Source organism: Mycobacterium sp. 852002-53434_SCH5985345, from assembly GCF_001667155.1.
In the GTDB taxonomy this organism is placed as follows: Bacteria; Actinomycetota; Actinomycetes; order Mycobacteriales; family Mycobacteriaceae; genus Mycobacterium.
Map to the genome: position 1 here is coordinate 16,053 of NZ_LZIE01000042.1, position 25,625 is coordinate 41,677.

A 25,625-nucleotide genomic window follows, 5' to 3' on the forward strand; every position below is an offset into this window, starting at 1 on the left:
CATGGCCTTCGGCGACGGGCCCGACGACGCGGCGCTGCAGCAGGCCTGGACGGACTTCTGTGAGCGACTGCAGCAAGCGGGCGAACAGGCCTTCAAGCAGGCCAACCCGGCGTCGGGCGTCCATCGGGTCGACGCCTACCGGTTCCTGACCCAAAACCTCGGCCAGGCCTTCGATCTCGCGCTCGAGACTCGCAACACCCGCTACCCGGCGCTGCACACCTTCTGTGGTCCGACCCGCAAGCTGGGCGGCGACTGTGCCGACTTCACCTACCAGCAGGCCTGGATCGACGGACAGTCGACGTATCGGCTCACCGGGACACGCGGCACCGCAAGGTTTTTCAACGTCACGGTGCAGGGTCCACGTACGCCGGGCCCGGGCGTGCTGCACGAACCGTTCGGGGACACACCGGAGACCAACCTGCTCGGTCATCAGCTCCAGGTCGGCGATGACGGGGAATTCGAGCTCTACATCGGCGGGCCCGAGCGCGGGCCCAATTGGCTGCCCACCACCACGGGGTCACGGAAGCTGTTCATCCGCCAGGGTTTCGACCGCTGGGAGGAGCTGCCCGCGCAGCTTCGCATCGAACGAATCGACATGGAATCCCCGAAACCGTTGCCCTCGCCTCCCGAGATGGTCGAGGCGATGCGCTGGGCCGGTGAGTTCGTCACGGGCCTGATGGCCGACTGGCCCGAGTTCCCCTTCACCTACGGCGGCGTCGACGCCAACCACCCCAACGCGTTCCCCCAAGTCGACGCGACCGACGCCGACGCCAGGCGCGGCCGGGCCGCCGCCAACATGTACTGGGAACTCGCGGACGACGAGGCGCTGATCGTCGAATTCGGCGCCCACGACGGGTTGTGGATGCTGACCAATATGGGCGTCTTTTTCAACAGCATGGATTACCTGTACCGGCCGGTGAGCTACACGCCGAGCCGCACCAAGACCGACGCCGACGGCCGCGTTCGTCTCGTCATGGCTCATCGTGATCCGGGCGTGCACAACTGGCTCGACACCCAGGGCTTTGCCTGCGGCAACCTGACCTATCGGCACATGCTCGAGGGCGAACCCGCCGCGCTGAGCACCCAGGTCGTCAAGCATGGCGAACTGCTCGCCGCCCTACCGGAGGACACAGCCATTGTGAGCCCCGCCGAGCGCACCGCCGCGATGTGGGAACGATTCCACGGCATTCGCCGTCGCTACGTCCTCTAGTCATGGCGACGACGCTGGTTCTAGGGCGGCGCCGCTAGTGTCTAGACCGTGGCCGATATCTCCGAAGACGCATTCGACGGGCTGAACGAGTTCTCGCTGCTATCCGAGAATGCCGAGCAAGCCGGCGTCACTGGCCCGCTGCCGGACGTGCGACGCGTGGAGGCGGGCGCCGGCGAGGCCAAGATCAGCGCCCTGCGCTGGGGCGGCACTCCCCCGCGGATCGTTTTTCTGCACGGCGGCGGGCAGAACGCGCACACCTGGGACACCGTCATCGTCGGCCTCGGCGAGCCCGCGCTGGCGGTGGACCTCCCCGGGCACGGCCATTCGGCATGGCGCGAGGACGGCGACTATTCGCCGCAGATCAACGCCGACGCCCTGTTGCCGGCGGTACGTGAGCACGCAGCGAGCGCCGATCTCGTCGTGGGCATGTCGCTGGGCGGGCTGACCGCGTTACGGCTGGCCGCCGTGGCGCCCGAACTCGTCAACGAACTCGTCTTGATCGACGTCACCCCGTCGGCGCTGCAGCGGCACTCGGAGATGACCAAGGAACAGCAGGGCACGGTCGCGTTGATGCACGGGGAACGCGAATTCCCCAGCTTCCAGGCCATGCTGGACCTGACGATCGCGGCGGCGCCACACCGCGAGGTAAAGGCGCTCCGCCGCGGCGTGTTTCACAACTCGCGCAGGCTGGACAACGGCAACTGGACGTGGCGCTACGACGCCATCCGCAAGTTCCCCGACTTCGACGTCCTGTGGGAGGACGTGGACCGGCTGTCCGCGCCGATCACCCTTATCCGCGGCGGCAAGTCGGGTTTCGTCAGCGACGACGACGCGGCCGAACTCAGCCGTCGCACAAAGCATTTCCGCGCGGCGCACGTCGTCGAGGATTCCGGCCATTCCGTGCAAAGCGACCAGCCCCTCGCCCTGATCGATCTGCTGCGCGGGGTGCTCGACGCGGGCTGAGCCTACGGTGGTCTCATGACCCCTGATCTCCCTATCCGCATCGGCGTGCAACTGCAGCCTCAGCACGCGCCGCAGTATCGCCAAATCCGGGACGCCGTGCGTCGCTGCGAGGACGTCGGCGTCGACATCGCCTTCAACTGGGACCACTTCTTCCCCCTCTACGGTGATCCCGACGGTGCGCATTTCGAATGCTGGACAATGCTCGGGGCGTGGGCCGAGCAGACATCGCGCATCCAGATCGGCGCGCTGGTCACGTGTAACTCGTACCGGAATCCCGAGCTGCTGGCCGACATGGCCCGCACGGTCGATCACATTTCCGGCGGCCGGCTCGTGCTCGGGATCGGCTCGGGGTGGAAGCAGAAGGACTACGACGAGTACGGCTACGAGTTCGGCACCGCAGGCAGCCGCCTCGACGACCTCGCGGGCGCGCTCCCCCGGATCAAGGCGCGACTGGCGAAACTGAACCCCTCGCCGACCCGCGACATCCCGGTCCTGATCGGCGGGGGCGGTGAGCGCAAGACGCTGCGGCTGGTTGCCGAATACGCCGACCTATGGCACAGCTTCACCTCCGCCGACGAGTTCCCGGCCAAGGCGGACGTCCTGGCCCGGCATTGCGCCGACGTCGGCCGCGACCCGGCGAGCATCGAACGCTCGGCCGCCGTGCAGGACCGCGGCGGCCTGATCGACAATGCCGAAAAACTCTTCGGCCTCGGAGTCACGCTGCTGACCGTCGCGTGCGACGGACCGGAGTACAACCTGGGCGCCGCGGAAGCGCTGTGCCGGTGGCGGGATAGTCGTTAAACCCGTCCCCGACCATTTATTGGTGAAACACCGGAAAATACGAGCCCACTCGTGAGAAACTTCTCGCGCTGATGGCCGCACCGGGTTTGAAAGAGACTCAAGGACGAAATGCCGAAGAAATACGGGGTCAAAGAAAAGGACCTGGTTGTTTCGCACATCCTTCACCTCTTGCTCACGGGGAAGTTGCGCACCGGCGACCGCGTCGATCGCAATGAGATCGCGCTGGGACTGGGTGTAAGCCGCGTCCCAATTCAAGAGGCGCTGGTGCAACTCGAACACGACGGCATCGTCTCCACCCGCTATCACCGCGGCGCGTTCGTGGAGCGGTTCGACGAAGCTACCGTCCTCGAGCATCATGAGCTCGAGGGTCTGCTCAACGGCATCGCGTCCGCGCGCGCGGCCACCAGTCCGACGCCGCGGATCCTGGGGCAACTCGACGCCTTCATGCGATCGCTACGCACCGCGAAGGATTCGCGGGCCTTCTGCGACATCGCCGCCGAGTACCGGCGCACCATCAACGACGAATACGCCGGGCCGCGCCTGCACGCGACGATCCGCGCCTCGCAAAACCTGGTTCCCCGGGTGTTCTGGCTGATTTATCAGGGCAGCCGCGAAGAGATGCTTCCGTTCTACGAAGACGAGACTTCCGCGATCAACCGGCGCGACCCCGAGGCCGCACGGGCCGCGTGCGTGGGCCGCTCCTACCTGATGGCCCAGACCATGCTGGCCGAACTTTCCCGGCGCAGGGTGTTCACCGCTCCCGACGACGTGAGCCCGGTCGTGCCCGCACCGCTCGAGGTGCTCGTCGACGCCGAAGCCGTGGGCGTCGAGCCGTCGCTGGCGCTGTAGGGCACGCTCACCCCACGAAGCCGCCGCCCTGTCGATACGGTGGCAGGGATGAATGCGCGCGTGGACCGGCGCACCCAGCGCCGCGCAAGGCTGTTCGGACTGGCCGCGACGACGGTGCTGGTGTGCGGCATGGCATTAGGCGGGCCGGCCGCGCCCGCGGCCGCCGACTGGAATCAATGCGCGCCGGCCGGCTTGGAGAGCGCAAGGGCCCTGCCTAAGGATCTGACCGAGAGCCAGCCCACCCCCCAGGAAGATCGGGACACGACACCATCGGTCGAACCGCTCACCGCGGTTGACGTCGGAGCGCTCGGGCTCGGCACGCCGGGTGTGCTGACGGTGGGCACGCTGTCGGACGCCCCGCCCAACATCTGCATCAATCCCACCGGCGAATTCAGCGGCTTCGACAACCTCCTGCTGCGCGCCATCGCCGACAAGCTGCACCTGCAGTTGCGCTTCGTCAGCACCGACTTCTCCGCGTTGCTGGCCCAGGTGGCGTCCCGGCGCTTCGACGTCGGATCGGCGTCGGTGAAAGCCACCGACCAACGCCGTCACACCGTCGCTTTCACCAACGGCTACGACTTCGGCTTCTACTCTTTGGTGGTGCCGCCCGGCTCGCCGATCCACAAGTTCGGCGACCTGGCCGCCGGTCAGCGCATCGGCGTAGTCCAGGGCACTGTCGAGGAGTCGTACGTCGTCGACACCCTGCATCTGCAGCCGGTGAAGTATCCCGGCTTCGCCACCCTGTACGCCAGCCTCAAGACCCGCCAGATTGATGCGTGGGTGGCGCCCGGAACGCTTGCCTCGACCGTCGTTCGGCCGGGTGATCCCGCGGTGACCGTCGCGAACACTTTCAGCCCAGGCAATTTCGTGGCTTACGCCGTCGCCAAGGAGAACAAGCCGCTAATCGATGCGCTGAATTCCGGGCTGGACGCGGTGATCGCCGACGGCACGTGGGCCAAGCTGTACTGCGACTGGGTACCGCGCACGCTCCCACCCGGATGGAAGCCTGGATCGAAAGCGGCGCCGGCCCCGAGCCTGCCGGATTTCGCCGCGATGGTCGCAAGCCAGCACCGCGCGCCGACAGGCCCGGCCGCGCCCAAATCGGCGCTGGCCCAGTTGCGCGATTCGTTCTTTGACTGGGACATGTACCGCCGAGCCATCCCCGTTCTGTTCACGACGGGGCTGCCGAACACCTTGATCCTGACCAACTGCGCCATCGTGATCGGGTTGGCGTTGGGGATGGTGCTGGCAATGGCGGGCATCTCACATCGGCGCTGGCTGCGCTGGCCGGCACGGGTATACACCGATATCTTCCGCGGCCTGCCCGAAGTGGTGATCATCCTGCTGATCGGAATGGGCGTCGGTCCATTGGTCGGCGGACTGACGAACAAGAACCCTTACCCCTTGGGAATTGCAGCGCTTGGGTTGATGGCCGCCGCCTACATCGGCGAAATCCTGCGCTCCGGAATACAAAGCGTGGACCCCGGCCAGTTGGAGGCCTCCCGCGCGCTGGGCTTCAGCTACACGACCGCGATGCGACTGGTGGTGGTGCCGCAGGGAATACGGCGGGTATTGCCGGCACTGGTCAACCAGTTCATCGGGTTGTTGAAGGCATCCGCGTTGGTGTACTTCCTCGGCCTGATCGCCGATCAACGGGAGCTCTTTCAGGTGGGCCGGGATTTGAATGCCCAGACCGGAAGCCTCTCACCGTTGGTGGCCGCCGGCCTCTTCTATCTGATACTGACCATCCCGTTAACGCATTTGGTGAATTACATCGACGCGCGCCTGCGCCGCGGCCGGGGCGCCCCCGACCTCGACGACAATGCGGAGATGCTGGCCACGAAGTTCGGCCAGGAGATCACGTGAGTGTCCCGAGCCGTCGGTCGGTTTCTTTGGCCGCCAAGGATCTTCACCAGACCCTGGGCGGGAACAAGGTGCTGCGTGGCGTCGATTTCGAGGCTCCGGCGGGCACCACCATCGCCGTCATCGGACCGTCCGGCTCGGGCAAGTCGACGCTGCTGCGCACCTTGAACCGGTTGTACGAACCCGATAGCGGCGACATCCTGCTGGACGGTCGATCGGTGTTACGCGACGATCCCAACGAGCTACGACAGCGCATCGGCATGGTGTTTCAGCATTTCAACCTCTTCCCCCATCTGAGCGTGCTGAAGAACGTTGCGATGGCCCCGCGCAAGTTGCGCCACCTGCCGCCCGGCGAGGCCCGCGACCTGGCGCTGAACCAATTGGAGCGAGTTGGCCTGAAGCACAAGGCCGATGCCCGGCCCGGCATGCTGTCCGGAGGGCAACAACAACGGGTCGCCATCGCCCGCGCGCTGGCCATGGCTCCCCAGGTGATGTTCTTCGACGAGGCGACTTCGGCGCTGGATCCGGAAACGGTCAAAGGGATTCTGCAACTCATCGCCGACCTCGGCGCCGACGGCATGACGATGATCGTCGTCACCCATGAAATGGGCTTCGCCCGCTCGGCATCCAACGCCGTTGTGTTCATGGATCGCGGCAAGGTGGTGGAATCCGGGCCTCCGGAGCAGATTTTCGAAGCCGCGCAGACCGAACGGCTACAGCGATTCCTGTCCCAAGTACTTTGACTACCCCACTGCTACTAATTACTCGGCTTAGCTAGCTTGTACGTGCCTGATATAGCGTTAGACTCCCCGTTTATGGCGGACAGCGAATCCCCCGCGGCCGACGTCACCGAGCTTGCGGAAGGTTTGCACCGTGCGCTGTCCAAATTGTTTTCGATTCTGCGGCGCGGGGACCCGAGCGGCACCGCGGCCGCGGGCGAATTAACGTTGGCGCAACTGTCGATTCTGGTCACCTTGCTGGATCAGGGGCCGATTCGGATGACCGACCTGGCTGCCCATGAGCGGGTCCGCACTCCCACCACCACCGTGGCGATCCGCCGGCTGGAAAAGCTGGGGCTGGTGAAACGCTCGCGCGACCCGTCCGACCTGCGTGCCGTGCTGGTCGACATCACCCCGCGCGGGCGTGCCGTCCACGGCGAGTCCCTGGCCAACCGGCGCGCCTCGCTGGCCGCGATGCTCAGTCAGCTGCCCGCGTCCGACCTCGGCACCCTGATGCAGGCGCTGGCTCCGCTCGAGCGGCTGGCCTGCGGCGAACCGGCGCCCGCGCCCGCGGGTGCGCCGCCCGCCCGTAAAGAGGCTTGAAAATAACTGCCTTTCAACGAGTTTGGCGGTGCCCGTAGACTACGGTGCATGCCAACTGCACTCATCACCGGCGCCGGCGGCGGCATCGGTTCCGCGATCGCCACCGCGCTGGCCCCCACCCACACTCTGCTGCTGGCCGGTCGGCCCTCCGACCGGCTCGACGCCGTTGCCCGGAGGCTGGACGCGACGACGTTCCCAGTGGACCTCACCGACACCGCGGAGATCGAGGCCGCCTGCGAGATCGTGGACGAACTCGATGTGCTGGTGCACAACGCCGGGGTGTCGATCCCCGGTCATGTCGCGGATTCCGACGTCGATGAGTGGCGCGCCACCTTCGCCGTCAATGTGCTTGGACCGGTGGGACTTACACTGGCGCTGCTACCGGCGCTGCGGCGTGCCCGAGGGCAGGTGGTCTTCATCAACTCCGGTGCGGGGCGCAACGTTTCGCCCGGCATGGCCTCCTACTCGGCCAGTAAGTTCGCGTTGCGCGCCTTCGCGGACTCGCTCCGCGCCGACGAACCGCAGCTGCGGGTGACGACGGTCTACCCGGGCCGCACCGACACTGAAATGCAGCGCGAACTCGTCGCATTCGAGGGCGGGACGTACGACGCGGCGAAGTTTCTCAAGCCGGAAACCGTCGCGGCAGCGGTCGCCAACGTGCTGGCGACGCCGCCCGACGGCCACGTCCACGAGGTGGTGCTGCGGCCCGCGGGCCGGTGACTCGCGACCCGCTAGACGACCAGGTTCACCAGCCGGCCGGGGACCACGATCACCTTGCGGGGATTGGCGCCCGCCAAGAATGCCTGGACCTTCTCGTCCGACAATGCCGCGGCCTTCAGGGTGTCCTGATCAGCGTCGGCGGCCACCACCACCCGTCCACGCACCTTGCCGTTGACCTGGACCGGGTATTCGACGCTGTCGTCAACCAGGTAGGCCGGATCGGCCTGCGGGAACGGGCCGTGCGCCAGCGACGTGGAGTGGCCCAGCCGCAGCCATAGCTCCTCAGCCATATGGGGAGCCAGCGGCGCCAACATCAGCACCAGCGGCTCGACCGCGGCCCGGGGAACGGCGTCGCGGTGCTCCTTGGTGAGGTGGTTGGTGTACTCGATCAGCTTGGCCGCTGCGGTGTTATTCCTCAGTGCGGCATAGTCTTCCGATACCCCCGCGACGGTGCGGTGCAGCGCTCGCAGGGTGTCGGAGTCGAGCTCCTGTTGTCCGGCCACGTCGAGCACCCGGGTCCGGCCGGTCTGTTCGTCGACCACCAGCCGCCACACACGCTGCAAAAAGCGGTGCGCCCCGACGACATCCTTGGTGGCCCACGGGCGGGAGGCCTCCAGCGGGCCCATCGACATCTCGTACACCCGCAGAGTGTCCGCACCGTACTCGTCGCAGATCTCGTCGGGTGAAATCGAATTCTTCAGGCTCTTACCGATTTTGCCGAATTCCTGGAAGACCTCGATCTCACCGCCCGGGCCCGGATAGAAGAATCCGCCACCGCGCTCCACCACCTCGTCGGCCGGGACATACGACCCGCGCGAGTCGGTGTAGGCGAAAGCCTGGATGTAGCCCTGGTTGACCAAGCGGCGGTACGGCTCCCGGGAACTCACGTGGCCCAGGTCGTACAACACCTTGTGCCAGAACCGGGCATACAACAGGTGCAGCACCGCGTGTTCGGCGCCGCCGACATACAGGTCGACACCGCCGGGGTCCTGCGGGCCGTGCTCGGCCGGCCGCGGCCCCATCCAATAGGCCTCGTTCTCCTTGGCGCACAACCTTTCCGAATTGTGCGGATCGGTGTATCGCAGTTCATACCAGGAGCTACCGGCCCACTGCGGCATCACGTTGGTGTCGCGGGTGTAGGGCTGCAGACCGTCGCCCAAGTCAAGTTCGACGTGCACCCACTCGGTCGCCTTCGCCAATGGTGGCGAAGGCTCGCTGTCGGCATCGTCGGGGTCGAACAGCACCGGTGAATAGTCGGGCACATCGGGCAGCTCGACAGGCAGCGCGGCCTCGTCGAGAGCATGGGCGCGCCCGTCGCTGTCGTAGACGATCGGGAACGGCTCGCCCCAGTAGCGCTGCCGGGCGAAAAGCCAGTCCCGCAGCTTGAATTCGATCCGCGCCCAGCCGCGGCCGTCCGCCTCCAAGCGGGCAGTGATCGCTTCCTTGGCGGCCGGCACATTCATTCCGTCCAGGTAGCCGGAGTTCACCAGCACGCCGTCGCCGGGGTAAGCGGCCTCCGAAATATCGCCCCCGGCAATGACTTCCACGATGGGAAGGCCGAACTCATGGGCGAAATCCCAGTCGCGCTGGTCGTGGCCGGGAACCGCCATGATGGCGCCTGTGCCGTATCCGGCCAGTACGTAGTCGGCGATGAAGATCGGCACCGGCTTGCCGTTGGCGGGATTGGTCGCGTAGCTGCCCAGGAAGACGCCCGTCTTCTCCCTGCTCTCCTGGCGCTCGAGGTCCGACTTCGCCGCGATCGCCTGCCGGTACGCGGCGACGGCCTCCCCCGGCGTTGCGGCGCCGTAAGTCCAACGGGCGTCGGTCCCCTCGGGCCAGCTCGTTGCGACCAGCCCGTCGACCAGGTCGTGCTCCGGGGCGAGCACCAGGTAGGTGGCACCGAACATGGTGTCCGGCCGGGTGGTGAACACCTCGATGTCGACCGTCTCGCCGCCGGCGTTGTTCGCCGAGAACAGCGCCCGGGTGCCGGTGGAACGGCCAATCCAGTTGCGCTGCATGGTTTTGACCGGCTCCGGCCAATCCAGCAACTCCAGGTCGTCGAGAAGCCGGTCGGCGTAGGCGGTGATCCGCATCATCCACTGCCGCAAGCGTTTCCGGAATACCGGGAAGTTGCCGCGATCACTGCGACCGTCGGCGGTCACCTCTTCGTTGGCCAGCACCGTGCCCAGACCCGGACACCAGTTGACCATCGAGTCGGCGCGGTAGACCAATCGATGGCCGTCGATCACGTCGGCCCGCTCCCCCGCCGACAGCGCAGACCAATCACGGCCGTCTTCGAGCTGCCTTGCGCCGGAATCGAATTCCGCGATCAGCTCGGCGATCGGGCGGGCCTTGCGGGCCGCGGTGTCGAACCAGGCGTTATAGATCTGCAGGAAGATCCACTGCGTCCACTTGTAGAACTCGACGTCGGTGGTGGAAAAGCTGCGCCGGCTGTCATGGCCGAGACCCAACCGGCCAAGCTGACGGCGGAAGTTCACGACGTTGGCCTCGGTGCGGGTGCGCGGGTGAGTGCCGGTTTGCACGGCGTATTGCTCGGCGGGCAGCCCGAAGGAATCGAACCCCAACGCGTGCAGGACGTTATGTCCGGTCATCCGGAAGTAGCGGGCGTAGACGTCGGTGGCGATGTAGCCCAGCGGATGACCGACGTGCAGCCCCTCGCCCGACGGGTAGGGAAACATGTCCTGCACGAACAACTTGTCAGCGGGGACCGGGCTGCCATCCGTCGGGGCCAACGAGCCGACCGGGTTGGGCACGTTGAACGTCCCGAGCTTCGCCCAGTTCTCCTGCCAGGTGCTCTCGATACGGCCCGCCAGCGCCGCGGTGTAGCGATACGTCGGCGCATCGGGGTCCGTCTGAACGGCACCGGAGTTGCTCTCGGCGGTGGTCGGGGATTCGGTCACCTGAACAGGGTATAAGGGTCACGTCGGGCCTAGCGCCGGCCACAGGATGATCTCGGTTCCGTTGCGCACGGATCAGGGGTTCATCCCAGCTGTATTTCGAGCCTATCCATGGCCTTTGACCTGTAGTTACAGTCGGCCTCTGATGACCTGGCAGTGCGCCATTGGAAGGACCGAGGCAGATGATTGAGATCGTCCCCGCCCGCCGTGCGCTCCTCGGGGGTATGGTCGCCGGCCTGATCGGCATGGCGGTTGTCACGAGCGCCCAGGCATTGGCGGACCCCTTACTTCCCGCGCCAGCACCCGCTCCTGCCATCCCGGGGCCGCAGAACGTCGCGGCCGCGCCCGGACAGGCGCCCGCCAACCGGTTCCTCGCCGCCCCCCCGGCGGCGAATCCGGTCGCATCGCCGACGACCCCGGGTGCAACGGTGCCGGCGGCGGCCGCGCCCGCCGCGCCGGTCGCCCCGGCGGTCACTCCAGCCCCGGCCACTTCCGGGACGATCCGTGAGTACCTCCAGTCGAAGGGCGTCAAGCTTGAGGCGCAAAAACCCCAGGGCCTCAAGGCACTTGACATCACTTTGCCGGTGCCGGCCCGCTGGACTCAGGTGCCCGATCCCAACGTTCCCGACGCGTTCGCGGTGATCGCCGACCGGCAGGGCAGCAGCATCTACTCCTCGAATGCACAGGTGGTGGTGTACAAGCTCGTCGGTGATTTCGACCCCCGCGAGGCCATCAGCCACGGCTACGTCGACAGCCAGAAGCTGCTGGCCTGGCAGCCCACCAACGCCTCGATGGCCGATTTCGGCGGCTTCCCGTCGTCGATCGTCGAAGGCACGTACCGCGACGGCGACATGACGCTGAACACCTCGCGGCGCCACGTCATCGCCACCTCGGGGCGCGACAAGTACCTGGTGTCGCTCGCGGTGACCACCGATCGTGCGGTGGCCGTCGCCGACGCACCCGCCACCGACGCCATCGTCAACGGCTTCCGCGTTACCGTTCCCGGGTCCCCGGCGCCCGCGCCGGTCCAGACCCCGGCCGCCTCGCCGGTCGGGCTGACCCCGGCCCAGGCTCCCGCCCCGCAGGTTCCTGCCGCAGCTCCCGTGCCGCAGGTTCCTGCCGCTGCTCCGGTCCCCCAAGTGCCTGCCGCGGCTCCCGTCGGGCAGATACCGGCCACCGCTCCGGTCGGGCAGGCGCCCGCCACAGCTCCGGTCGCCCAGGCTCCCGCCGTGGCTCCGCTCCGGCAAACCTCGGCCACCGCTCCCCCGGTGGGCTTGCCCCCGGCGCCGATGCCCAGCCGTCAGCCCACGCCGAACCTGTTAGCCCTGGTCCCCGGCCTCCCGCCGCTGCCCAATTTCTCGTTCCTGCAGCACTGAGCGGTGCCGCGGCTCCTCCGGAGCCCGCTGAGCGGACCGGTGTCCGGGCTCGTATTGTGAGGCCATGCTTATTGCCGGTGTGCTGTGCATGTGTGCGGCGGTGGCCTCCGCCGGGTTCGGAACTTGGTCGTTGGCGCGCACCCAGACCGTCGACCCCACCGCGCTCGCGCTGCGGTCCATGGCTCCGGCGCAACTGGCGGCGGCAATCATGCTGGCCGCCGGCGGTGTGGTGGCGCTGGCAGCCTCCCCGCACACCGCGCTGGTGGTATTGATCGTCTGTGTGGCCGGCGCCTTCGGAACGGTGGCCGCCGGGTCATGGCAGAGTGCGCGCTTCGCGCTACAGCAAGAAGCGGCGGCGCCCGGCTGCGGGGGGGCCTGCGCCGGCTGCACGCAGTCTTGCCACTGAAGCCCGAGCGGACCCGGGGGAGTGCCCCTAGTTGCGGCTCAAATCTATCGGGTGGGTAGCAAGCAACGACAAGGGCAACGGCTGGCGGCGTAGCACGTGCGCCCACAGGTCGGACCTCGACCCCGCCAAGACGTCAGATGGCAACGCGGACAAGACGATCCAGTCGTCGCGTTCGATTTCACCTTCCAGCTGGCCAATGGTCCAGCCTGAGTAGCCCGCGAAAATGCGCACTCCCTCCACCAGGGGAGCGATCGTGTCGGGGTCGGCGTCGAGATCGACCATCACCACCCGGCCATCCACATGCCGCAGCCCGGCCACCCCCTGCGGATCGGCGCCAACGCGCAATGCCGCCAGGCATAGCGCCGCGTCCCGCTTCACCGGGCCGCCGATGAACATCGTCTTCGGCTTGGCCGCCAACTTGGTCCACTGCGGCAGCACGTTGTAAACCGCGGTCTCGCTGGCCCGGTTCAGCACGACCCCCAACGTGCCGCCGTCGTTGTGCTCGACGATGTAGATCACGCTGCGCCGAAACGTCGGTTCGAAAAGATCGGTGTTGGCAAGCAGCAACGTCCCCGCGCGCACCCGCTGCGCGGCCGGCGCGACATAGTCCTCTGGGTCCTCGGGCGGCGGCACCCAACCATCATCGCATCCGGTGCCTGGGACCCGGGGGAATCAAGCGCGGGGCGTGAAGATTTGTACTGTTGGTAAGTCGGCTCGGACGGTGACGAGCTTGCTAGCCCCAACTTTGGAAGTCGGTTTAGTGATCCAATCCCGGATGCACTCAAGCGCACCCGTCGAAATATGGCGGTCGGTGCGCAGTTTGCCAGACTTCTGGCGCCTGCTGCAGGTGCGCATGGCAAGTCAATTCGGTGACGGGCTGTTCCAGGCCGGTCTGGCCGGAGCGTTGCTGTTCAATCCGGACCGGGCCGCCGATCCGATGGCAATCGCCCGGGCGTTCACCGTGCTGTTCCTGCCGTACTCGCTGCTGGGGCCGTTCGCCGGCGCGCTGATGGACCGCTGGGACCGGCGGCTGGTGCTCGTCGGCGCCAACGTCGGCCGCCTCATCCTGATCGCCGCGATCGGCACGATCCTCGCCGTCAGAGCCGGCGACCTGCCGCTGTTGTTGGGCGCGCTCTTCGCCAACGGCTTGGCCCGGTTCGTCGCGTCCGGGCTGTCGGCGTCGCTGCCGCACGTCGTGCCCCGCGAACAGGTCGTGACCATGAACGCGTTGGCCAATGCGTCCGGGGCCATCGCCGCCTTCATCGGTGCCAACTTCATGCTCGTTCCGCGGTTCCTGGTCGGCGCGGGCGACAAGGGCGCCTCGGCGATCATCTTCCTCACCGCGGCACCCGTGTCGATCGCATTGCTGCTGTCGCTACGGTTCGGGTCCCGCGTGCTGGGCCCCGACGACACCAAGCGGGCGATCCACGGACCGGTCCTCTACGCCGTGGTCACCGGCTGGCTGCACGGTGCACGTACCGTGGCGCAACGGCCGACGGTCGCCGCCACGCTGTCGGGCCTGGCCGCGCACCGGATGGTGATCGGCATCAACTCCCTGCTGGTCTTGTTGCTGGTGCACCACCTGACCGACCCCGCAGTCGGGGGACTGGGCACAGCTCTGGTGTTTTTCGGCGCCGCCGGCCTGGGCGCGTTTCTGGCCAACGTGCTGACGCCGCCGGCGGTTCGTCGCTGGGGGCGCTACGCGACGGTCAACGGTGCGCTCGCGGCCTCGGCGATCATCGAGGTCGCCGGAGCGGGGTTGCTGCTACCGGTCATGGTGGGGTGCGGCTTTTTCCTCGGTGTGACCGGGCAGATGGTCAAGCTGTGCGCCGACTCGGCAATGCAGATGGACGTCGACGACGCCCTTCGCGGACACGTGTTCGCCGTCCAAGACGCGCTGTTCTGGGTGGCGTTCATCGCCGCGATCACGGCGGCCGCGGCGTTGATTCCCGCGGATGGGCATGCGCCCGCAGTCGTCCTGGTCGCTTCCGGGCTCTACCTGGCCGGCCTGGCCATGCACGGCATCCTGGGCCGGCGCGGCAACCAGGCGAATAATCGCTACCCGGCGGGCGCAACCGACGATCGGAGGCAATGATGGCGGGTCCGGAACCGATTGTGGCCGACCTACGCGCCGAAAGCGACGAGCTTGACGCCCTGGTAGCGCCGCTGCCAGCCGAACGCTGGGCCGAACCGACGCCCGCGCCGGGTTGGACCATCGCGCATCAGATCGGGCACCTGCTGTGGACCGACCGTGTCGCGCTGACCTCGGTCACCGACGAGGCCGGCTTCGCCGAACAGCTCAAGGCCGCCGCCGCGAACCCGACGGGCTTCGTCGACGCGGGCGCCGAAGAATTGGCGGCTATAGCGCCGGCCGAGCTGCTCGCCGACTGGCGCTCGACCCGTTCCCGGTTGCACGAAGAGCTGCTGATGGTTCCCGCCGGGCGCAAGCTCCCGTGGTTCGGGCCGCCGATGAGTGCGGCGTCGATGGCCACCGCGCGGTTGATGGAGACCTGGGCGCATGGCTTGGACGTCGCCGATGCGCTGGGCGTGAAACGGGTGGCCACCGACCGGCTGCGCTCGATCGCCCACTTGGGGGTGCGTACGCGCGACTACGCCTTTTTCGTCAACAATCTCCCGGCTCCAGCCGAGCCGTTCCTGGTCGAGCTGCGCGGACCCGGTGGTGACACCTGGAGCTGGGGATCGCCGGACGCGGCGCAACGGGTCACCGGTTCCGCCGAAGACTTCTGCTTTCTGGTCACCCAGCGGCGGCCGCTCAGCGCCCTCGACATCACCGCCGATGGGCCCGACGCGCAGCGCTGGCTGGAGATTGCGCAAGCCTTCGCCGGCCCTCCCGGCGCCGGTCGATGAGCGCGCGAGCGCGCGAAGAGAGCCGGCGCCCATCCGACGCACGCGCCGGTCGATGAGCGCGCGGTTACTGCAGCGGGCCGCCGTAACTTGCCCGGTTCTCGGCTTCCGCCTCCTCGCGCAGCGCTGAGATCGCGAGGTTCAGCCTGTCGGCAAGCTCGCCGTGGGCGTATCCGGTCATCACGCCGGGGTGCAGAGTCAGCTTGAGCAATCGGCCATCGGAATTCGCCACGGCATAGATGTCACCGAGGTCGACGCTGTAGGTGACGGCCTCGGCCTGGGCCACCAGGGCTTCCCACTTGTCGGCCGCCTCGCTCAGTTCGCGGAGAACTGATTCGACGAGATTCTTGTCGCTGAGATCCGCGCGACCGCCCGAATCCGACACGATCACAGTATCGTCGCCCCCTCCAACCAGCGTCAATTCAAACTCGCGGGTGACCGGTGCACCCCATGGCGGCTACGGGGCGGGCGCCTCGGTGGCGAGTTTCTGGTACCAGGCGAGGTGATAGTTCGCCGATACCGTGTCTCCGCTCGCGATGCCTTCGGTGGCGGCCATCAACAGACACTTGAGCAGGAGAGCCGGGTTCACGGTCGGGTACTGGACCAAAAGTTGGTAGCGCGCCGTATCGAGGTGCACGCGCAGCACGTCGACCTCTTGGTCGATGACAACCGCTTCCGCGGCGGCCGCGTCCGCCAGCCTCTGCACGATGCGGGGGAGTCCGTCAAACCGGCGCGTGGTCTCACTCAGCACCCTGGCCAGATCGCTTATGGGCGGCAGCTCGCGCGGTTCCAGCGACGATTTCGTGGCGGTGAAGTCGGGCGAGCGGCGCAGCGAATCACCAGGAGCGTAGGTCACGACGCGCGCCGCGTCGCCGATCAAGGCGGACACCCGGCCGGTACGTCGCTCGGGTTCCAGCAACCGAACGCCAGCTGGGAGATTGATCCCTGCCGGTATCCAGCCGTGCGCGAGGTCGGTGACCAGGACGGTCGTGCCGTCCAAAAGGTCGCCGACCGCCCAGTTGAGCCGCGACTCTTGGCGGACCACGAATTCGAGGAGCCGATTCAGCCGGTCCGTGTCGAAACTCGTTGCGGCGATGTCCTTTTGCCGGAGGGGCCGAGCGGCGGGCTCCTGCGGTGCATCCGGCTCGTCCTGGCTCGCCGGGCCCTCGGCCGGCTCGTCAACCACGGGGGCGGGCTCCGTGATGACGGGGATGACCTGTGTCTCCTCCATCGAAGCCACCGAGTCCTCGGCGGGTTCTGGCTGCTGTGCCGGCTGTTGCGCCTCGTCCTGGGCCGGTGCCGGCTCTTCGGGCACGGCGTGGTGACGACCGTTGGCGACGGCTTCGTCGACGACGGGTTCCGCCTCGGTGATGGCGGGAATGACCTGCGTCGCCTCCATCGAGGTCGCCGGGATGTCGTCCTCGGCGATCTGGTGGCTGTCCGGCTCGTCAACCACCGCCTCGGGCTCGGTGATCGCGGGGATGACCTGCGTCTCCTCCATCGGCGCCCCCGCGACACCGTCCGCGGCATCGATGTCGGACCCCCATTCGGGCTGGTCCTGCTCGGTTGCCGGCTCCTCCACCTCCAGGTGGTGACGGCCGTTGGCGACGGGCCCCCAATCGGGCTCGGCATTCGCGGTTGGCTCGACGACGGGCTCCAGCTCCGTGACAAAGGGAATGACCTGCGTCTCCTCCATATCCGGCGCCGCGGCCTTCTTTTCGACGGCGGTGTCATGGACAGGTGCCTCGGCCTCGTCCCCGCCTTGCGGCATGGAAGGGGCCGGCTTGTCCGCAACCCGCCAGCGCGGCCGGCGCACGTCCCTGGTGGGCGCTTCGGAAGGTCGCGAGTTCGGGACAGCAGGGATGACCTGGGTCTGGTCCATGTCCGATGACTGCGGCTCGGTGGCCTCCGGGCGGAGATATCCAGCAATCACCCCGGCCTTCGCCGCGTGCAGCTGGCGAATCGTCGATTCGACTCGGCGGACGGCGCGGCCCCGCGCCTCGTCGATGACCCGGGCCTCCTGCGCCTGACGCGCAAGATCGGCCAGACCCGCCCGCTTGACCATTTTCAGCTGCTCGTTGGCGCTGTCGGCGATCCGCTGCAGGTCCGTCTTTAGATAGTCTGCGAGCGTGGCATTTTCGGCGGTGATCGTTGACAGCTCGGCAGGCCAAAGCCCACCGACCACCCACGGGGTGCAATCGATGGGAGAGCTGAAGGCCGGCATCGCCAGTGATTCCCGGGTAGCTCTCCGGAGGCGCTGACGCGCCGTCATCCGACCGAAGATCGCCACCGGCTCAGCGTACCGGCATCTGCCGGATGGCTTATTCGATCAGTGAATTGTGCAGCTTTGACGGCCTGAGTACCGTGCAGATATGGCTGAATCTGCCCTGCAGCAGCAACTCGATGAGGTGCGTGCCTTACTCGCCCGCGCACGAGAGTTGTTCGGCCCCAACCCCGTAGAGCCGCCCACCGACATCGCTCCAGATCCCGAGGCGGCCAAGACCTGGCTGTTGTAGGCCGCTAGATGGCGCTGTGACGGCGGCGCAGTTTGTGCGCGAGTAACTTCTCGATCGCCGCATCGAGGTCTCGCGGGGTTGGAACCTCGGCCGAGGGGGTGTGACCGGCCGCCACGATCTCGTCGCGAATCTCGAGCAATGCCTTCAGGCAAGACACGTCGGCGGTCAGCAAAATGCCTCGTGCCAGCGTCTGGGCGTCGGTCTCCATCGCCTCTTCGCTCAGCGCAACGCTGTGCATATACCCGCCGCGGCAGGAGCGTACCAGGATGTGCCCACTCGGGTGAACGGTGTCAAAAGCGGGATTCGCGTCCGTCATCGACCGCGGTCAGCGATGCCGCCGAGGCTGCGCGCCGCATCCTGCTCGTGCTGTTCCCACATCGTCGCCGACGCCGCCAATTTGTCTGCCAGGTCGGCGTGGTCCGCCGCTTGCTGCTCGTAGCACTGTCGTCTGAGCTCAAGCAGTTCCCGCCCGGCGTCGCGAAGTTCACCGAAGATCGGGCCCAGCGAATCCAGGCTTTCCTGGATCGCCTCGTGCGACGACGGGACCGTGCGCAAGTAATCGGAGGTTTCCTGGTGGCGCGCAGCGGCTTGACGCAAGTGCGCGGGGACCACATGGATCGAATCTGCCATCCGCTGTCTCCTGTTCACGGCCGCCGGCCAGACCGGCGAGATAACTATTGTCAGGTGGTCGACGAGGTCGCCGGCCGCGTGGGTGTCGGTGTGTCGGGCGTCGCCGGCGCGGTCGCGGCTGCGGCCGGCGGATGTTCCCAGCCTAGAAAGCTTGGGCCGCTCACGGTGGCGATGTCTTGAATTTGGCCATCGAGTAGGGCTTTTCCTGCGCCGAGGGCAAGCGCGTGCCGGTCGATGAACATTCCGATATCGGCCGGAGCGACGTGCGAGGCGTCGATCGGGTTGGTCACCGCGGTGCCCGGCGGTGGGATCGTTATTCCCTGCTGTTGGAAGGCATCTGGTATCGCCACTCCGCCGACCGCGGCTTTGATTGCCGCCGCCAGCTGGGGGCTGGCCGCCGTAAACGTTTCCCCGTCGGGCAAAGTCACCGTGGTCGGGCCCGCCGGTGGTGATTCGCCCTCGAGCGTCGCAGCGTCCCCGTCGGTGTCGCCGGGTTGATCGGATGAAGCCTCGGTCTTCGGATCCGAATCGTCCTCGGAGTCCGGCACTCCTTCGTCGTCGAGGCCCTGCAGCGCCGGATCCGCTGTGTCGTCGCCCTGCAGGTTGGGAAGTGGCAGCCCGGCCGGCGTCGCGCCGAAGCTCGGCAGTCCCGAACCAAAGTTGGGCATGGGCGGCAGCACAGGAGCCATGGGCGCCGCCGGAGCGCTCGCTACCTCCGGCACAGCGCCTCCAGACGGATCATCGGTTGCGCCCGGATCGTCCGCGAACAACGAATCCAGCAGCGGATCCCACTCGGAATCCTCTGTCGTGGCCGCATCGGCGCCGACCGTCTGGGCCGGCGGCCGTTCATCGGGACTGCTCGGTTGGCCCTTGGATGCGTCATATAGCGATGTCCAAGCGGCCATCAGCGCGGACTTCGACGTGTCGTCGAGGCTCGCGTTGAGTACCACCGCACGAATGTCTCTGAGCTTGCCGATCAGGAATCGCTGGAAGTCGCGCGCTCCGGCCGGAGTGTCCAGGTCCGATCGTGTTCGCACCGCGGCCTCGGTGTCTTGCTGCAGCTTGGTCAGCGCTTGACGGCCTTCGACAGCGTTGAGGTGGGCGTTCAAGATAGCCGTGATCACCTGCATGTCCAGTTGAGAACTCGCCGAATTCTGGTGTGAAAGAGCAATTTCAGCGTGTGCGATCGCTTCCGCCGCCTCGCCCTGCTCCCGATCCGGTGCGGCCGCATCTCGTTGGCGGATCTTGCCCGCGATCGCCTGCAGCTGTTCGGGGCGCGTCGTCGGGGTGATCACTGCGGCCAGCTCACCGGGCGACAGACCCGCCACCCACGCGTTTGGGTCACCGGTGCGGTCTCGGACATATTTCACCGCGGCAAGCAGCTCCTCGTGCGCCGACATCAGCTACGCACGTCCTTGCGGGATGCGTTGCGACCCCTCCATGCCCGGCGACAGTACCCAGGCCGGTCCCCGCCATCAATTCACCGTGCCGGGCCGGTGTGGATGACACCGAAATCGCCGCCTTGCTAGGCATTGCCGGCGGCGTACCGGTCCCGGAGGCCTTCCAGCACAGCCTTTTTCGCTCGGCTGAGTTCGCGGGCGCCCTCGACGACCGCGGTGATCTCGCGCTGTTTGGCCAGCAGGAATCGCTGAAACTCGCGGGCCCCCATGGGCGTATCGACCGCGAGGTTCGCTTGGTGCACGGTGGCGTGGTCGATCTGCTCGGCGATGGCATCCAGACGCCTGGCGCCCTCTCGCATCGCGGCATGCGCGCTGGTGAGCACCTCTGCCAGCACGCGGTCGGCGTCGGCCGCCGTGCCGTGCTGGCCGGCCAGAGCCGACTGCCGCGCCTGCATGGCGGCTACCGAAGGTCCTGCTTGTTCCGTCATCGGCTCACCCTGTTTGTCATAGCGGTCGGCGAATCGCAACGTTGGGGCCTAGTGGGCTGATCCGCACCGAGGCGCCCGAGTAGGGCGCCTCGACTACTAGATTGTTGCCGATGGCCAGCTGGACATGCCCGGCGTGCGGGAAGACGAGGTCGCCCGGCCGGACTTGCGAACGGGGCACCGGGATCCCGTCATTGATCTGCTGATAAGTGGTGCGGTCCAACTGAATTCCCGCTTGCGCGTAACTCCACTGGACGAGCCCCGAACAATCGAACCGGTCGGGCCCCGTCGCGCCCCACACATAGGGGCGGCCCAGGCGCGACAGTGCGGCGCGCACCGCGATTGCGGCACGCCCGTTCAATCCGGCGGGACGGTGGCGCCGGAGTTGGTAGCGCAGCGCCCGCAGTTCGGCGAGGCGTCGGCGCGCCCGGAAGCGGGCCGACAGGACGTGCGCGCGCTGGGCCCGCAGTCGCGCCGCCCGACGACGCATCGCCTCGCGCTGCGCCATCGGTGTCGCCGGAACCTCCGCGGCGTCGGCACGGGCTTCATCAAGAACGCCGCCAGTCAGGTCGCGAGCCTCGGCCCGATCGCGATGGGCACGGGCGATGACGCCCGCCGCGGCGGCGTCCGTGGCGGCGGCGGCCGCAAGCCGTTGCCGGCTGTGGTCCACCGCGAGCCGATAGCCGCCGCGTGCCACTCCATCGTTCAGCCCGGCCGTCCTCTGCAGCAGATTGCGGTAATGCCCGGTGCCCGCGTCCACCGAAGACGGGCGGATGCCACCGGCGAACATGTCATGAGCACGGCTGAGCACCTCGATCTCGCTCTGGGTCACGGCGCCCCCTCGCCCAGCTGGCTTCCCGACTCCACGGCGTCGGTGAAGGCGCGCACGCGGGGGAGTGCCCCCGGGGGGATCACCCCCCGGTTGCGGATGTCCCAGAGTTCCTCGACGTCGACACCCACCAATGCAGCGATCACGGTCTCGGGCAGCGACGACTGCGCACATGCCCCGTCGAAGCGGGCGCTCAAGCTGGTTGGCAGTCGTTTCAGCAGGGCCGTGCGCGTCGCCTCGAGGGCTTGGAGGTGCGTCATCAGCCGGTCCGTCGAGTCCGCGCCCGCGTTCACGGCGACCCGCCAGGAGCCGGCTGCCAGCATCTCTGCCTTCACGCACTGAGCGATCACAGACAGAATATACGTCTCATATTCGTTTGATGTTGTCGCAGGCAAGCGATCGATGACGGATTTGAGGGCTTCCAGTTGGGCTTCGGCATATCCTTCCAGCACTTCTGTGTCGCTGTGACGGTCGACAACCACAGGCCCGGTGCGCCTGGCGGGGGCGGCGGCAGGCGGTTGCGCGGCCATCAGCCGGGCCAGTTCCGCGTCCGGATCGGCCGCCACCAACAACCGAGAATAGGTGCCCGGCGGGAGGCCTAGGCCATTCTCGACCTTCTGAACTGTGCTTTTGTGCGGCTTACGGGCCCCGCGTTCCAGAAAGCTCAGGCCCATGATGCTGACACCGGTCGCGGCCGCGAGGTCGGCTAGCGACCAGTCGCGCGACTCTCGCAGAGCGCGGATTGCCGCACCTGCCGATTCACGGCTCACCGCAGGCTCCGGCCATAGGCCGGATAGTACACAGGCCGCAGCGTATCCCTATGTATATACGTTTTCGTCTCGTTTCTCTTGCGCTCGGGCGCCATGTCTGTATACGCTTTTGCCTACGTTTCAAGCTCGACAAGGAGACCGACATGGGACACCCCTGCGCTACCAACCCGGAACTGTGGTTCGGCTACCCCGACGACGACGGTGGCGACGGCGCGGCGAAGGCCCGTGCGTACGAGCGGTCGGCCGTCGAGGCGCGCATTCAGTGCCTGCGGCGCTGCCCGCTCGCGCAGCAGCGTCGGTGCGCCCAACATGCCATCGCGCACCGCGAGGAGTACGGCGTGTGGGCCGGCGTCAAACTTCCCGGGGGTCAATACCGCAAGCGCGAGCAGCTTGCCCAGGCCCACGACGTCCTGCGGCGCATCGCGTCCGGCGAGATCAACTCACGCCAGCTACCGGAGAATGCGGCCCTGCTCGCCAACCACGAGCATGAGGCCGTTCCGGTGACCGCGGTGGTTTTGCACCTGCCCCTGGCGCAAGTGGGGCCTCGTTCCGCGGCCTGACGCTCCGTCCTGGGTATGGCCGTTTGCTAACTCACCCAACGGGGTAGAGCTTCGGCACGAACGAGTCAGTCGACCCAGAGGCGGGATCCATGACGTTCGACCTGACCCCGACGGCGGCGCAGCACGACCTCGCCCGGCGGACGCACGAGTTCGCCGAAGAAGTGATCCGCCCGGTGGCGCTCCACTACGACCAACGGCAGGAGTTTCCGTGGCCGGTCCTGGAGGAGGCGGCCCAGCGCGGCTTTTACAGCCCCCTGTTCTACCGCGACCTGATCGGCGATCCGACCGGCCTCTCGTTGCCGATGTTCATGGAGGAGCTGTTTTGGGGCTGCGCGGGCATTGGGCTGGCGATCGTGATGCCGGCGCTGGCTCTTTCGGCGATCGGGCAGGCAGCATCTCCGGAGCAGATGTTGGAATGGGCGCCCGAATGCTTCGGCACCCCAGGCGATCTCAAGCTTGCCGCCCTTGCGATCTCGGAACCCGAGGGCGGCAGCGACGTACGAAATCTGCGCACTCACGCGCGCCGCGACGGTGACGACTGGATCATCGACGGCCACAAGATGTGGATCGGCAACGGCGGGATCGCCAACGTGCACGTGGTCAACGCGGTGGTCGACGAGGAACTAGGCCATCGTGGTCAGGCGCTGTTTGTGGTGCCCGGTGGCACCCCGGGGCTCAAGCTCGTGCGCAAGCTGGACAAACTCGGCTGCCGTGCGTCACACACCGCGGAGTTGCTGTTCGAAGGCGTTCGCGTACCGGGCGCCAATTTGCTTGGGGGACAGGACAAATTAGAGCACAAACTCGCCAAAGCCCGCGAGGTGGTTGCGGGCGCACAGCGATCGGGCTCGGCGACGTTGGGCACGTTCGAGCAGACGCGGCCGATGGTCGCCGCGCAGGCCATCGGGATCGCGCGCGCCGCGCTGGAATACGCGACGGAATACGCCACGGAGCGCGAGGCATTCGGCGGACCGATCATCGACAACCAGGGCATCGCCTTCCCGCTGGCGGAGCTTGCCACCCAGATCGACGCGGCACGGCTCTTGACCTGGCGGGCGTCGTGGATGGCGGCCAATAACGTTCCCTTCGAGCGCGGGGAAGGGTCGATGTCGAAGATGGCCGCCAGCGAGGTCGCCGTCAAGGCCACCGAGCGCGCCATTCAAACCATGGGCGGCTGGGGCTACATCACCGATCACCCGGTGGAGAAGTGGTATCGGGATGCCAAGCTATACACCATTTTTGAGGGGACCAGCGAGATTCAGCGGATGGTGATCGCGAACGCGCTCGGTGCCGCTGTCGGCACGCCGCCACTGCATGTGGTGCTTGAGCCGTCCGGCGGCCCGCTGAACCGGGTTTTCGGTCGCGGCACTCCGCTGCGCTCCCGCGTCGCCGACACAGCGCTTTCCATGCAGGATCGGGTGCCCGAACCCGTCATGCGGCTGGCCATGAGGGTGCTCCGACCGCCGGGCAAGTAACGAGGTCTGGGTACGGTCGAGCGGACCATGAGCAACCTTGAGCCGACACCCGTCGAAGTCGCCTGCGCTACCGCGCCAGGCGTGGGAACCGAGGTGCTGGCGCCCAGGGAAGTTCCGCTGGGCGGCCCGCGGGCCATGCGGGTGCAACGCACGCTTCCGCAACGGCACCGTTCGCTGATCGGGGCGTGGTGTTTCATCGACCATTACGGCCCGACGTCTGCGCGGATGGACGTTCCACCTCATCCGCACACCGGACTACAAACGGTCAGTTGGTTGTTCAGTGGGGAAGTGGAGCACAACGACAGCGCCGGAGTGCACGCGGCAGTACGGCCGGGTGAGCTGAACCTTATGACTGCGGGTGCCGGCATTTGTCATTCCGAGGTGTCGGTTACGCCGCCGGCATCCTTGCACGGTGTCCAGCTCTGGGTGGCGCTTCCCGATTCGGATCGCGACACCGGCCGCGACTTCACCCACTATGTGCCCGAGCCGGTGTCGCTCGCCGGCGCGACGGCGCGGGTGTTCCTCGGCGGACTAGCGGGCAGCCCGTCACCGGTGCATACCTTCACCCCGCTGCTGGGCGCCCAGATCGATCTCGACGCCGGCGCCCGCCTGGACATCGATGTCGACCCGGCATTCGAGCACGGTGCGCTCTGCGATCTGGGCGCCGTCCGGGTGGAGGAGACCGCCCTGGCGGTTGCTTCCCTGGCTTACCTAAACCCTGGCCGTTCCTCGCTTCAACTGCGAAATGTCGGGGACGAGCCCGCGCGGGTGCTGCTGCTCGGCGGCACACCTTTCAGTGAAGAACTAGTGATGTGGTGGAACTTCGTCGGGCGAAGCCACGACGACATCGTGGGTTACCGCGAACTGTGGGAGGACGGCGACGAACGCTTTGGCACCGTCCACGGCTATCGGGGTTCGCCCTCCCGACTATCCGCCCCGCCGCTGCCGACCACGCGGCTGCGGCCTCGACCCGTACCGCAAAGAAAGGAAAGCAACCATGACCGCCGATAAGACCGGAGCAGAAGCGACCGTCAGCCTGGAGGAGGGCCGGTACACCATTGCCGTGGACGGCAAGCAGGTCGGCCTCGCCGACTTCGCCGACCGGGGTGAGCAACGCGTCTTCTACCACACCGAAATCGACCCGGCGTATGGCGGACGCGGCCTGGCGACCATCCTCGTCGAAGAGGCGCTCAATGAGGCCCGCGGCGAAGGCAAGCGCATCGTCCCCGTGTGCTCGATGATCGGCACGGTCCTCAAGAAGCATCCCGAATTCGACGACATCACCGACGCCGTTACGCCGGAGATTCAGCGGTGGGTGCGGTCGTCGTAGCCGAGGTTTTGTCAGTTTTGGCTCGGGGGACCGAACAACCTGGTTGCGCGTAGCTGTGCAAGCGCGTTGAGCTCCTCGCAAGCGCGAGCGGCTTGTTCGTCTACGAATAGGTTTTCGACCCGGCCTATGTTGTCGCGCACCCATGCCACTGTCGCCTCCAGGGGGACAAGCTTCGTTGAGTCGTAGTGATCGAGGTGCTGGCGAATGAGCGCTGCGTCGAACCACTTATCGGGCGACTCTGCTCCCTGAGTTGGTGCGACAGCTATCGTAATTGTGCCTCGGTCATTGGCTACATCCCAGCTAAGGATGGGGCCCCGGAGCGTAAGGCTTGCATTGATCG

Annotated in this window: 27 protein-coding genes; 17 read left to right on the plus strand and 10 right to left on the minus strand. The window is 67.1% G+C overall.

Annotated elements, in window-relative coordinates:
• Nucleotide 1 precedes the first annotated feature (1 nt).
• The 8 genes from A5756_RS09050 to A5756_RS09085 all read left to right on the plus strand — a co-directional run bounded on the left by A5756_RS09050 (nucleotide 2) and on the right by A5756_RS09085 (nucleotide 7,728).
• Entirely contained in the window at nucleotides 2-1,210 is a 1,209-nt protein-coding gene (locus tag A5756_RS09050; protein WP_066950881.1) for a DUF1214 domain-containing protein, read from the plus strand.
• 48 nt (nucleotides 1,211-1,258) lie between these two features.
• The gene (locus A5756_RS09055; protein ID WP_066950884.1) at nucleotides 1,259-2,173 is read left to right on the plus strand and encodes an alpha/beta fold hydrolase; all 915 of its coding nucleotides are present in this window, start codon (nucleotides 1,259-1,261) and stop codon (nucleotides 2,171-2,173) included.
• Between the two features lie 15 nt (nucleotides 2,174-2,188).
• Complete coding sequence (locus A5756_RS09060; protein WP_066950887.1) at nucleotides 2,189-2,974, plus strand: LLM class F420-dependent oxidoreductase; 786 nt, start codon at nucleotides 2,189-2,191, stop codon at nucleotides 2,972-2,974.
• Nucleotides 2,975-3,082: 108 nt separating this feature from the next.
• Nucleotides 3,083-3,823 (plus strand): GntR family transcriptional regulator, encoded by a 741-nt coding sequence (locus tag A5756_RS09065; RefSeq protein ID WP_066950891.1) that lies wholly within the window; start codon nucleotides 3,083-3,085, stop codon nucleotides 3,821-3,823.
• Nucleotides 3,824-3,871: 48 nt separating this feature from the next.
• Nucleotides 3,872-5,689 carry an ABC transporter substrate-binding protein/permease gene (locus A5756_RS09070; RefSeq protein ID WP_066950894.1) on the plus strand — a complete coding sequence of 606 codons (1,818 nt, stop codon included), beginning with the start codon at nucleotides 3,872-3,874 and terminating at the stop codon, nucleotides 5,687-5,689.
• Nucleotides 5,686-6,429 (plus strand): amino acid ABC transporter ATP-binding protein, encoded by a 744-nt coding sequence (locus A5756_RS09075; protein WP_066950898.1) that lies wholly within the window; start codon nucleotides 5,686-5,688, stop codon nucleotides 6,427-6,429. Before A5756_RS09070 ends, A5756_RS09075 begins: the two co-directional genes overlap by 4 nt.
• A 72-nt stretch (nucleotides 6,430-6,501) precedes the next feature.
• Nucleotides 6,502-7,008, plus strand: a complete 507-nt coding sequence (locus tag A5756_RS09080) for a MarR family winged helix-turn-helix transcriptional regulator (RefSeq protein WP_066950902.1) — start codon at nucleotides 6,502-6,504, stop codon at nucleotides 7,006-7,008.
• A gap of 48 nt (nucleotides 7,009-7,056) precedes the next feature.
• A complete protein-coding gene (locus A5756_RS09085; RefSeq protein WP_066950906.1) occupies nucleotides 7,057-7,728 on the plus strand; it encodes an SDR family oxidoreductase in 672 nt (223 codons plus the stop codon).
• Nucleotides 7,729-7,739: 11 nt separating this feature from the next.
• On the opposite strand, the gene leuS is transcribed toward A5756_RS09085, so the two are convergent.
• Nucleotides 7,740-10,649: a leucine--tRNA ligase gene (gene leuS, locus A5756_RS09090; protein ID WP_066950910.1), complete on the minus strand. Its 2,910-nt coding sequence runs from the start codon at nucleotides 10,647-10,649 to the stop codon at nucleotides 7,740-7,742.
• Nucleotides 10,650-10,828: 179 nt separating this feature from the next.
• Between leuS and A5756_RS09095 the strand changes: the two genes are divergently transcribed.
• Nucleotides 10,829-12,022, plus strand: coding sequence for an LpqN/LpqT family lipoprotein (locus A5756_RS09095; protein ID WP_066950913.1), 1,194 nt, complete (start codon nucleotides 10,829-10,831; stop codon nucleotides 12,020-12,022).
• Between the two features lie 64 nt (nucleotides 12,023-12,086).
• A complete protein-coding gene (locus A5756_RS09100) occupies nucleotides 12,087-12,428 on the plus strand; it encodes a hypothetical protein (RefSeq protein WP_066950918.1) in 342 nt (113 codons plus the stop codon).
• A 27-nt stretch (nucleotides 12,429-12,455) separates the two neighbouring features.
• Here the strand turns inward: A5756_RS09100 and A5756_RS09105 are convergent, their stop codons facing one another.
• Nucleotides 12,456-13,061, minus strand: coding sequence for a YqgE/AlgH family protein (locus tag A5756_RS09105; protein ID WP_066950921.1), 606 nt, complete (start codon nucleotides 13,059-13,061; stop codon nucleotides 12,456-12,458).
• 142 nt (nucleotides 13,062-13,203) lie between these two features.
• On the opposite strand from A5756_RS09105, the gene A5756_RS09110 reads away from it, so the two are divergent.
• Nucleotides 13,204-14,523: an MFS transporter gene (locus A5756_RS09110; RefSeq protein ID WP_066950924.1), complete on the plus strand. Its 1,320-nt coding sequence runs from the start codon at nucleotides 13,204-13,206 to the stop codon at nucleotides 14,521-14,523.
• Nucleotides 14,523-15,296, plus strand: a complete 774-nt coding sequence (locus A5756_RS09115) for a TIGR03084 family metal-binding protein (RefSeq protein WP_066951357.1) — start codon at nucleotides 14,523-14,525, stop codon at nucleotides 15,294-15,296. Before A5756_RS09110 ends, A5756_RS09115 begins: the two co-directional genes overlap by 1 nt.
• A 64-nt stretch (nucleotides 15,297-15,360) precedes the next feature.
• Here A5756_RS09115 and A5756_RS09120 read toward each other — a convergent pair whose 3' ends face one another.
• Both A5756_RS09120 and A5756_RS09125 read right to left on the minus strand, forming a co-directional pair.
• Nucleotides 15,361-15,684, minus strand: a complete 324-nt coding sequence (locus tag A5756_RS09120) for a DUF2710 family protein (RefSeq protein WP_369817354.1) — start codon at nucleotides 15,682-15,684, stop codon at nucleotides 15,361-15,363.
• 66 nt (nucleotides 15,685-15,750) lie between these two features.
• Entirely contained in the window at nucleotides 15,751-17,583 is a 1,833-nt protein-coding gene (locus A5756_RS09125) for a DUF5631 domain-containing protein (protein WP_066950927.1), read from the minus strand.
• A gap of 82 nt (nucleotides 17,584-17,665) precedes the next feature.
• On the opposite strand from A5756_RS09125, the gene A5756_RS26215 reads away from it, so the two are divergent.
• Entirely contained in the window at nucleotides 17,666-17,809 is a 144-nt protein-coding gene (locus A5756_RS26215) for a hypothetical protein (protein WP_167374087.1), read from the plus strand.
• Between the two features lie 4 nt (nucleotides 17,810-17,813).
• Here A5756_RS26215 and A5756_RS09130 read toward each other — a convergent pair whose 3' ends face one another.
• The 6 genes from A5756_RS09130 to A5756_RS09155 all read right to left on the minus strand — a co-directional run bounded on the left by A5756_RS09130 (nucleotide 17,814) and on the right by A5756_RS09155 (nucleotide 21,923).
• Nucleotides 17,814-18,125, minus strand: a complete 312-nt coding sequence (locus A5756_RS09130; protein WP_066950931.1) for a DUF2694 family protein — start codon at nucleotides 18,123-18,125, stop codon at nucleotides 17,814-17,816.
• Complete coding sequence (locus A5756_RS09135; protein WP_066950935.1) at nucleotides 18,122-18,439, minus strand: ESX-1 secretion-associated protein; 318 nt, start codon at nucleotides 18,437-18,439, stop codon at nucleotides 18,122-18,124. Before A5756_RS09135 ends, A5756_RS09130 begins: the two co-directional genes overlap by 4 nt.
• Before the next feature lie 50 nt (nucleotides 18,440-18,489).
• Nucleotides 18,490-19,839: a DUF4226 domain-containing protein gene (locus tag A5756_RS09140; protein ID WP_066950939.1), complete on the minus strand. Its 1,350-nt coding sequence runs from the start codon at nucleotides 19,837-19,839 to the stop codon at nucleotides 18,490-18,492.
• Nucleotides 19,840-19,964: 125 nt separating this feature from the next.
• Complete coding sequence (locus tag A5756_RS09145) at nucleotides 19,965-20,327, minus strand: DUF4226 domain-containing protein (RefSeq protein ID WP_066951365.1); 363 nt, start codon at nucleotides 20,325-20,327, stop codon at nucleotides 19,965-19,967.
• Between the two features lie 16 nt (nucleotides 20,328-20,343).
• Complete coding sequence (locus A5756_RS09150; RefSeq protein WP_066950942.1) at nucleotides 20,344-21,156, minus strand: C40 family peptidase; 813 nt, start codon at nucleotides 21,154-21,156, stop codon at nucleotides 20,344-20,346.
• The gene (locus A5756_RS09155; protein WP_066950945.1) at nucleotides 21,153-21,923 is read right to left on the minus strand and encodes a helix-turn-helix domain-containing protein; all 771 of its coding nucleotides are present in this window, start codon (nucleotides 21,921-21,923) and stop codon (nucleotides 21,153-21,155) included. Before A5756_RS09155 ends, A5756_RS09150 begins: the two co-directional genes overlap by 4 nt.
• 143 nt (nucleotides 21,924-22,066) lie before the next feature.
• Between A5756_RS09155 and A5756_RS09160 the strand changes: the two genes are divergently transcribed.
• The 4 genes from A5756_RS09160 to A5756_RS09175 all read left to right on the plus strand — a co-directional run bounded on the left by A5756_RS09160 (nucleotide 22,067) and on the right by A5756_RS09175 (nucleotide 25,285).
• Nucleotides 22,067-22,483: a WhiB family transcriptional regulator gene (locus tag A5756_RS09160; protein WP_066950950.1), complete on the plus strand. Its 417-nt coding sequence runs from the start codon at nucleotides 22,067-22,069 to the stop codon at nucleotides 22,481-22,483.
• A gap of 89 nt (nucleotides 22,484-22,572) precedes the next feature.
• Entirely contained in the window at nucleotides 22,573-23,955 is a 1,383-nt protein-coding gene (locus A5756_RS09165) for an acyl-CoA dehydrogenase family protein (RefSeq protein ID WP_066950954.1), read from the plus strand.
• 27 nt (nucleotides 23,956-23,982) lie between these two features.
• A complete protein-coding gene (locus A5756_RS09170) occupies nucleotides 23,983-24,966 on the plus strand; it encodes a pirin family protein (protein ID WP_066950958.1) in 984 nt (327 codons plus the stop codon).
• Nucleotides 24,953-25,285 (plus strand): GNAT family N-acetyltransferase, encoded by a 333-nt coding sequence (locus tag A5756_RS09175; protein ID WP_066950962.1) that lies wholly within the window; start codon nucleotides 24,953-24,955, stop codon nucleotides 25,283-25,285. The genes A5756_RS09170 and A5756_RS09175 overlap by 14 nt, the downstream gene beginning before the upstream one ends.
• The last annotated feature ends 340 nt before the right edge of the window (nucleotides 25,286-25,625 follow it).

What these genes read in the sequence shown, in the direction of transcription:
- A5756_RS09160 (WP_066950950.1), top strand. Translation starts at nt 22,067, where the DNA reads ATGGGACACCCCTGCGCTACCAACCCGGAACTGTGGTTCGGCTACCCC.
- A5756_RS09165 (WP_066950954.1), top strand. Translation starts at nt 22,573, where the DNA reads ATGACGTTCGACCTGACCCCGACGGCGGCGCAGCACGACCTCGCCCGG.
- A5756_RS09095 (WP_066950913.1), top strand. Translation starts at nt 10,829, where the DNA reads ATGATTGAGATCGTCCCCGCCCGCCGTGCGCTCCTCGGGGGTATGGTC.
- A5756_RS09135 (WP_066950935.1), bottom strand. Translation starts at nt 18,439, where the DNA reads ATGGCAGATTCGATCCATGTGGTCCCCGCGCACTTGCGTCAAGCCGCT.
- A5756_RS09060 (WP_066950887.1), top strand. Translation starts at nt 2,189, where the DNA reads ATGACCCCTGATCTCCCTATCCGCATCGGCGTGCAACTGCAGCCTCAG.
- A5756_RS09070 (WP_066950894.1), top strand. Translation starts at nt 3,872, where the DNA reads ATGAATGCGCGCGTGGACCGGCGCACCCAGCGCCGCGCAAGGCTGTTC.
- A5756_RS09175 (WP_066950962.1), top strand. Translation starts at nt 24,953, where the DNA reads ATGACCGCCGATAAGACCGGAGCAGAAGCGACCGTCAGCCTGGAGGAG.
- A5756_RS09065 (WP_066950891.1), top strand. Translation starts at nt 3,083, where the DNA reads ATGCCGAAGAAATACGGGGTCAAAGAAAAGGACCTGGTTGTTTCGCAC.
- A5756_RS09050 (WP_066950881.1), top strand. Translation starts at nt 2, where the DNA reads ATGGCCTTCGGCGACGGGCCCGACGACGCGGCGCTGCAGCAGGCCTGG.
- A5756_RS09130 (WP_066950931.1), bottom strand. Translation starts at nt 18,125, where the DNA reads ATGACGGACGCGAATCCCGCTTTTGACACCGTTCACCCGAGTGGGCAC.
- A5756_RS09115 (WP_066951357.1), top strand. Translation starts at nt 14,523, where the DNA reads ATGGCGGGTCCGGAACCGATTGTGGCCGACCTACGCGCCGAAAGCGAC.
- A5756_RS09080 (WP_066950902.1), top strand. Translation starts at nt 6,502, where the DNA reads ATGGCGGACAGCGAATCCCCCGCGGCCGACGTCACCGAGCTTGCGGAA.
- A5756_RS09100 (WP_066950918.1), top strand. Translation starts at nt 12,087, where the DNA reads ATGCTTATTGCCGGTGTGCTGTGCATGTGTGCGGCGGTGGCCTCCGCC.
- A5756_RS26215 (WP_167374087.1), top strand. Translation starts at nt 17,666, where the DNA reads ATGGCTGAATCTGCCCTGCAGCAGCAACTCGATGAGGTGCGTGCCTTA.
- A5756_RS09145 (WP_066951365.1), bottom strand. Translation starts at nt 20,327, where the DNA reads ATGACGGAACAAGCAGGACCTTCGGTAGCCGCCATGCAGGCGCGGCAG.
- A5756_RS09170 (WP_066950958.1), top strand. Translation starts at nt 23,983, where the DNA reads ATGAGCAACCTTGAGCCGACACCCGTCGAAGTCGCCTGCGCTACCGCG.
- A5756_RS09110 (WP_066950924.1), top strand. Translation starts at nt 13,204, where the DNA reads ATGCACTCAAGCGCACCCGTCGAAATATGGCGGTCGGTGCGCAGTTTG.
- A5756_RS09140 (WP_066950939.1), bottom strand. Translation starts at nt 19,839, where the DNA reads ATGTCGGCGCACGAGGAGCTGCTTGCCGCGGTGAAATATGTCCGAGAC.
- A5756_RS09085 (WP_066950906.1), top strand. Translation starts at nt 7,057, where the DNA reads ATGCCAACTGCACTCATCACCGGCGCCGGCGGCGGCATCGGTTCCGCG.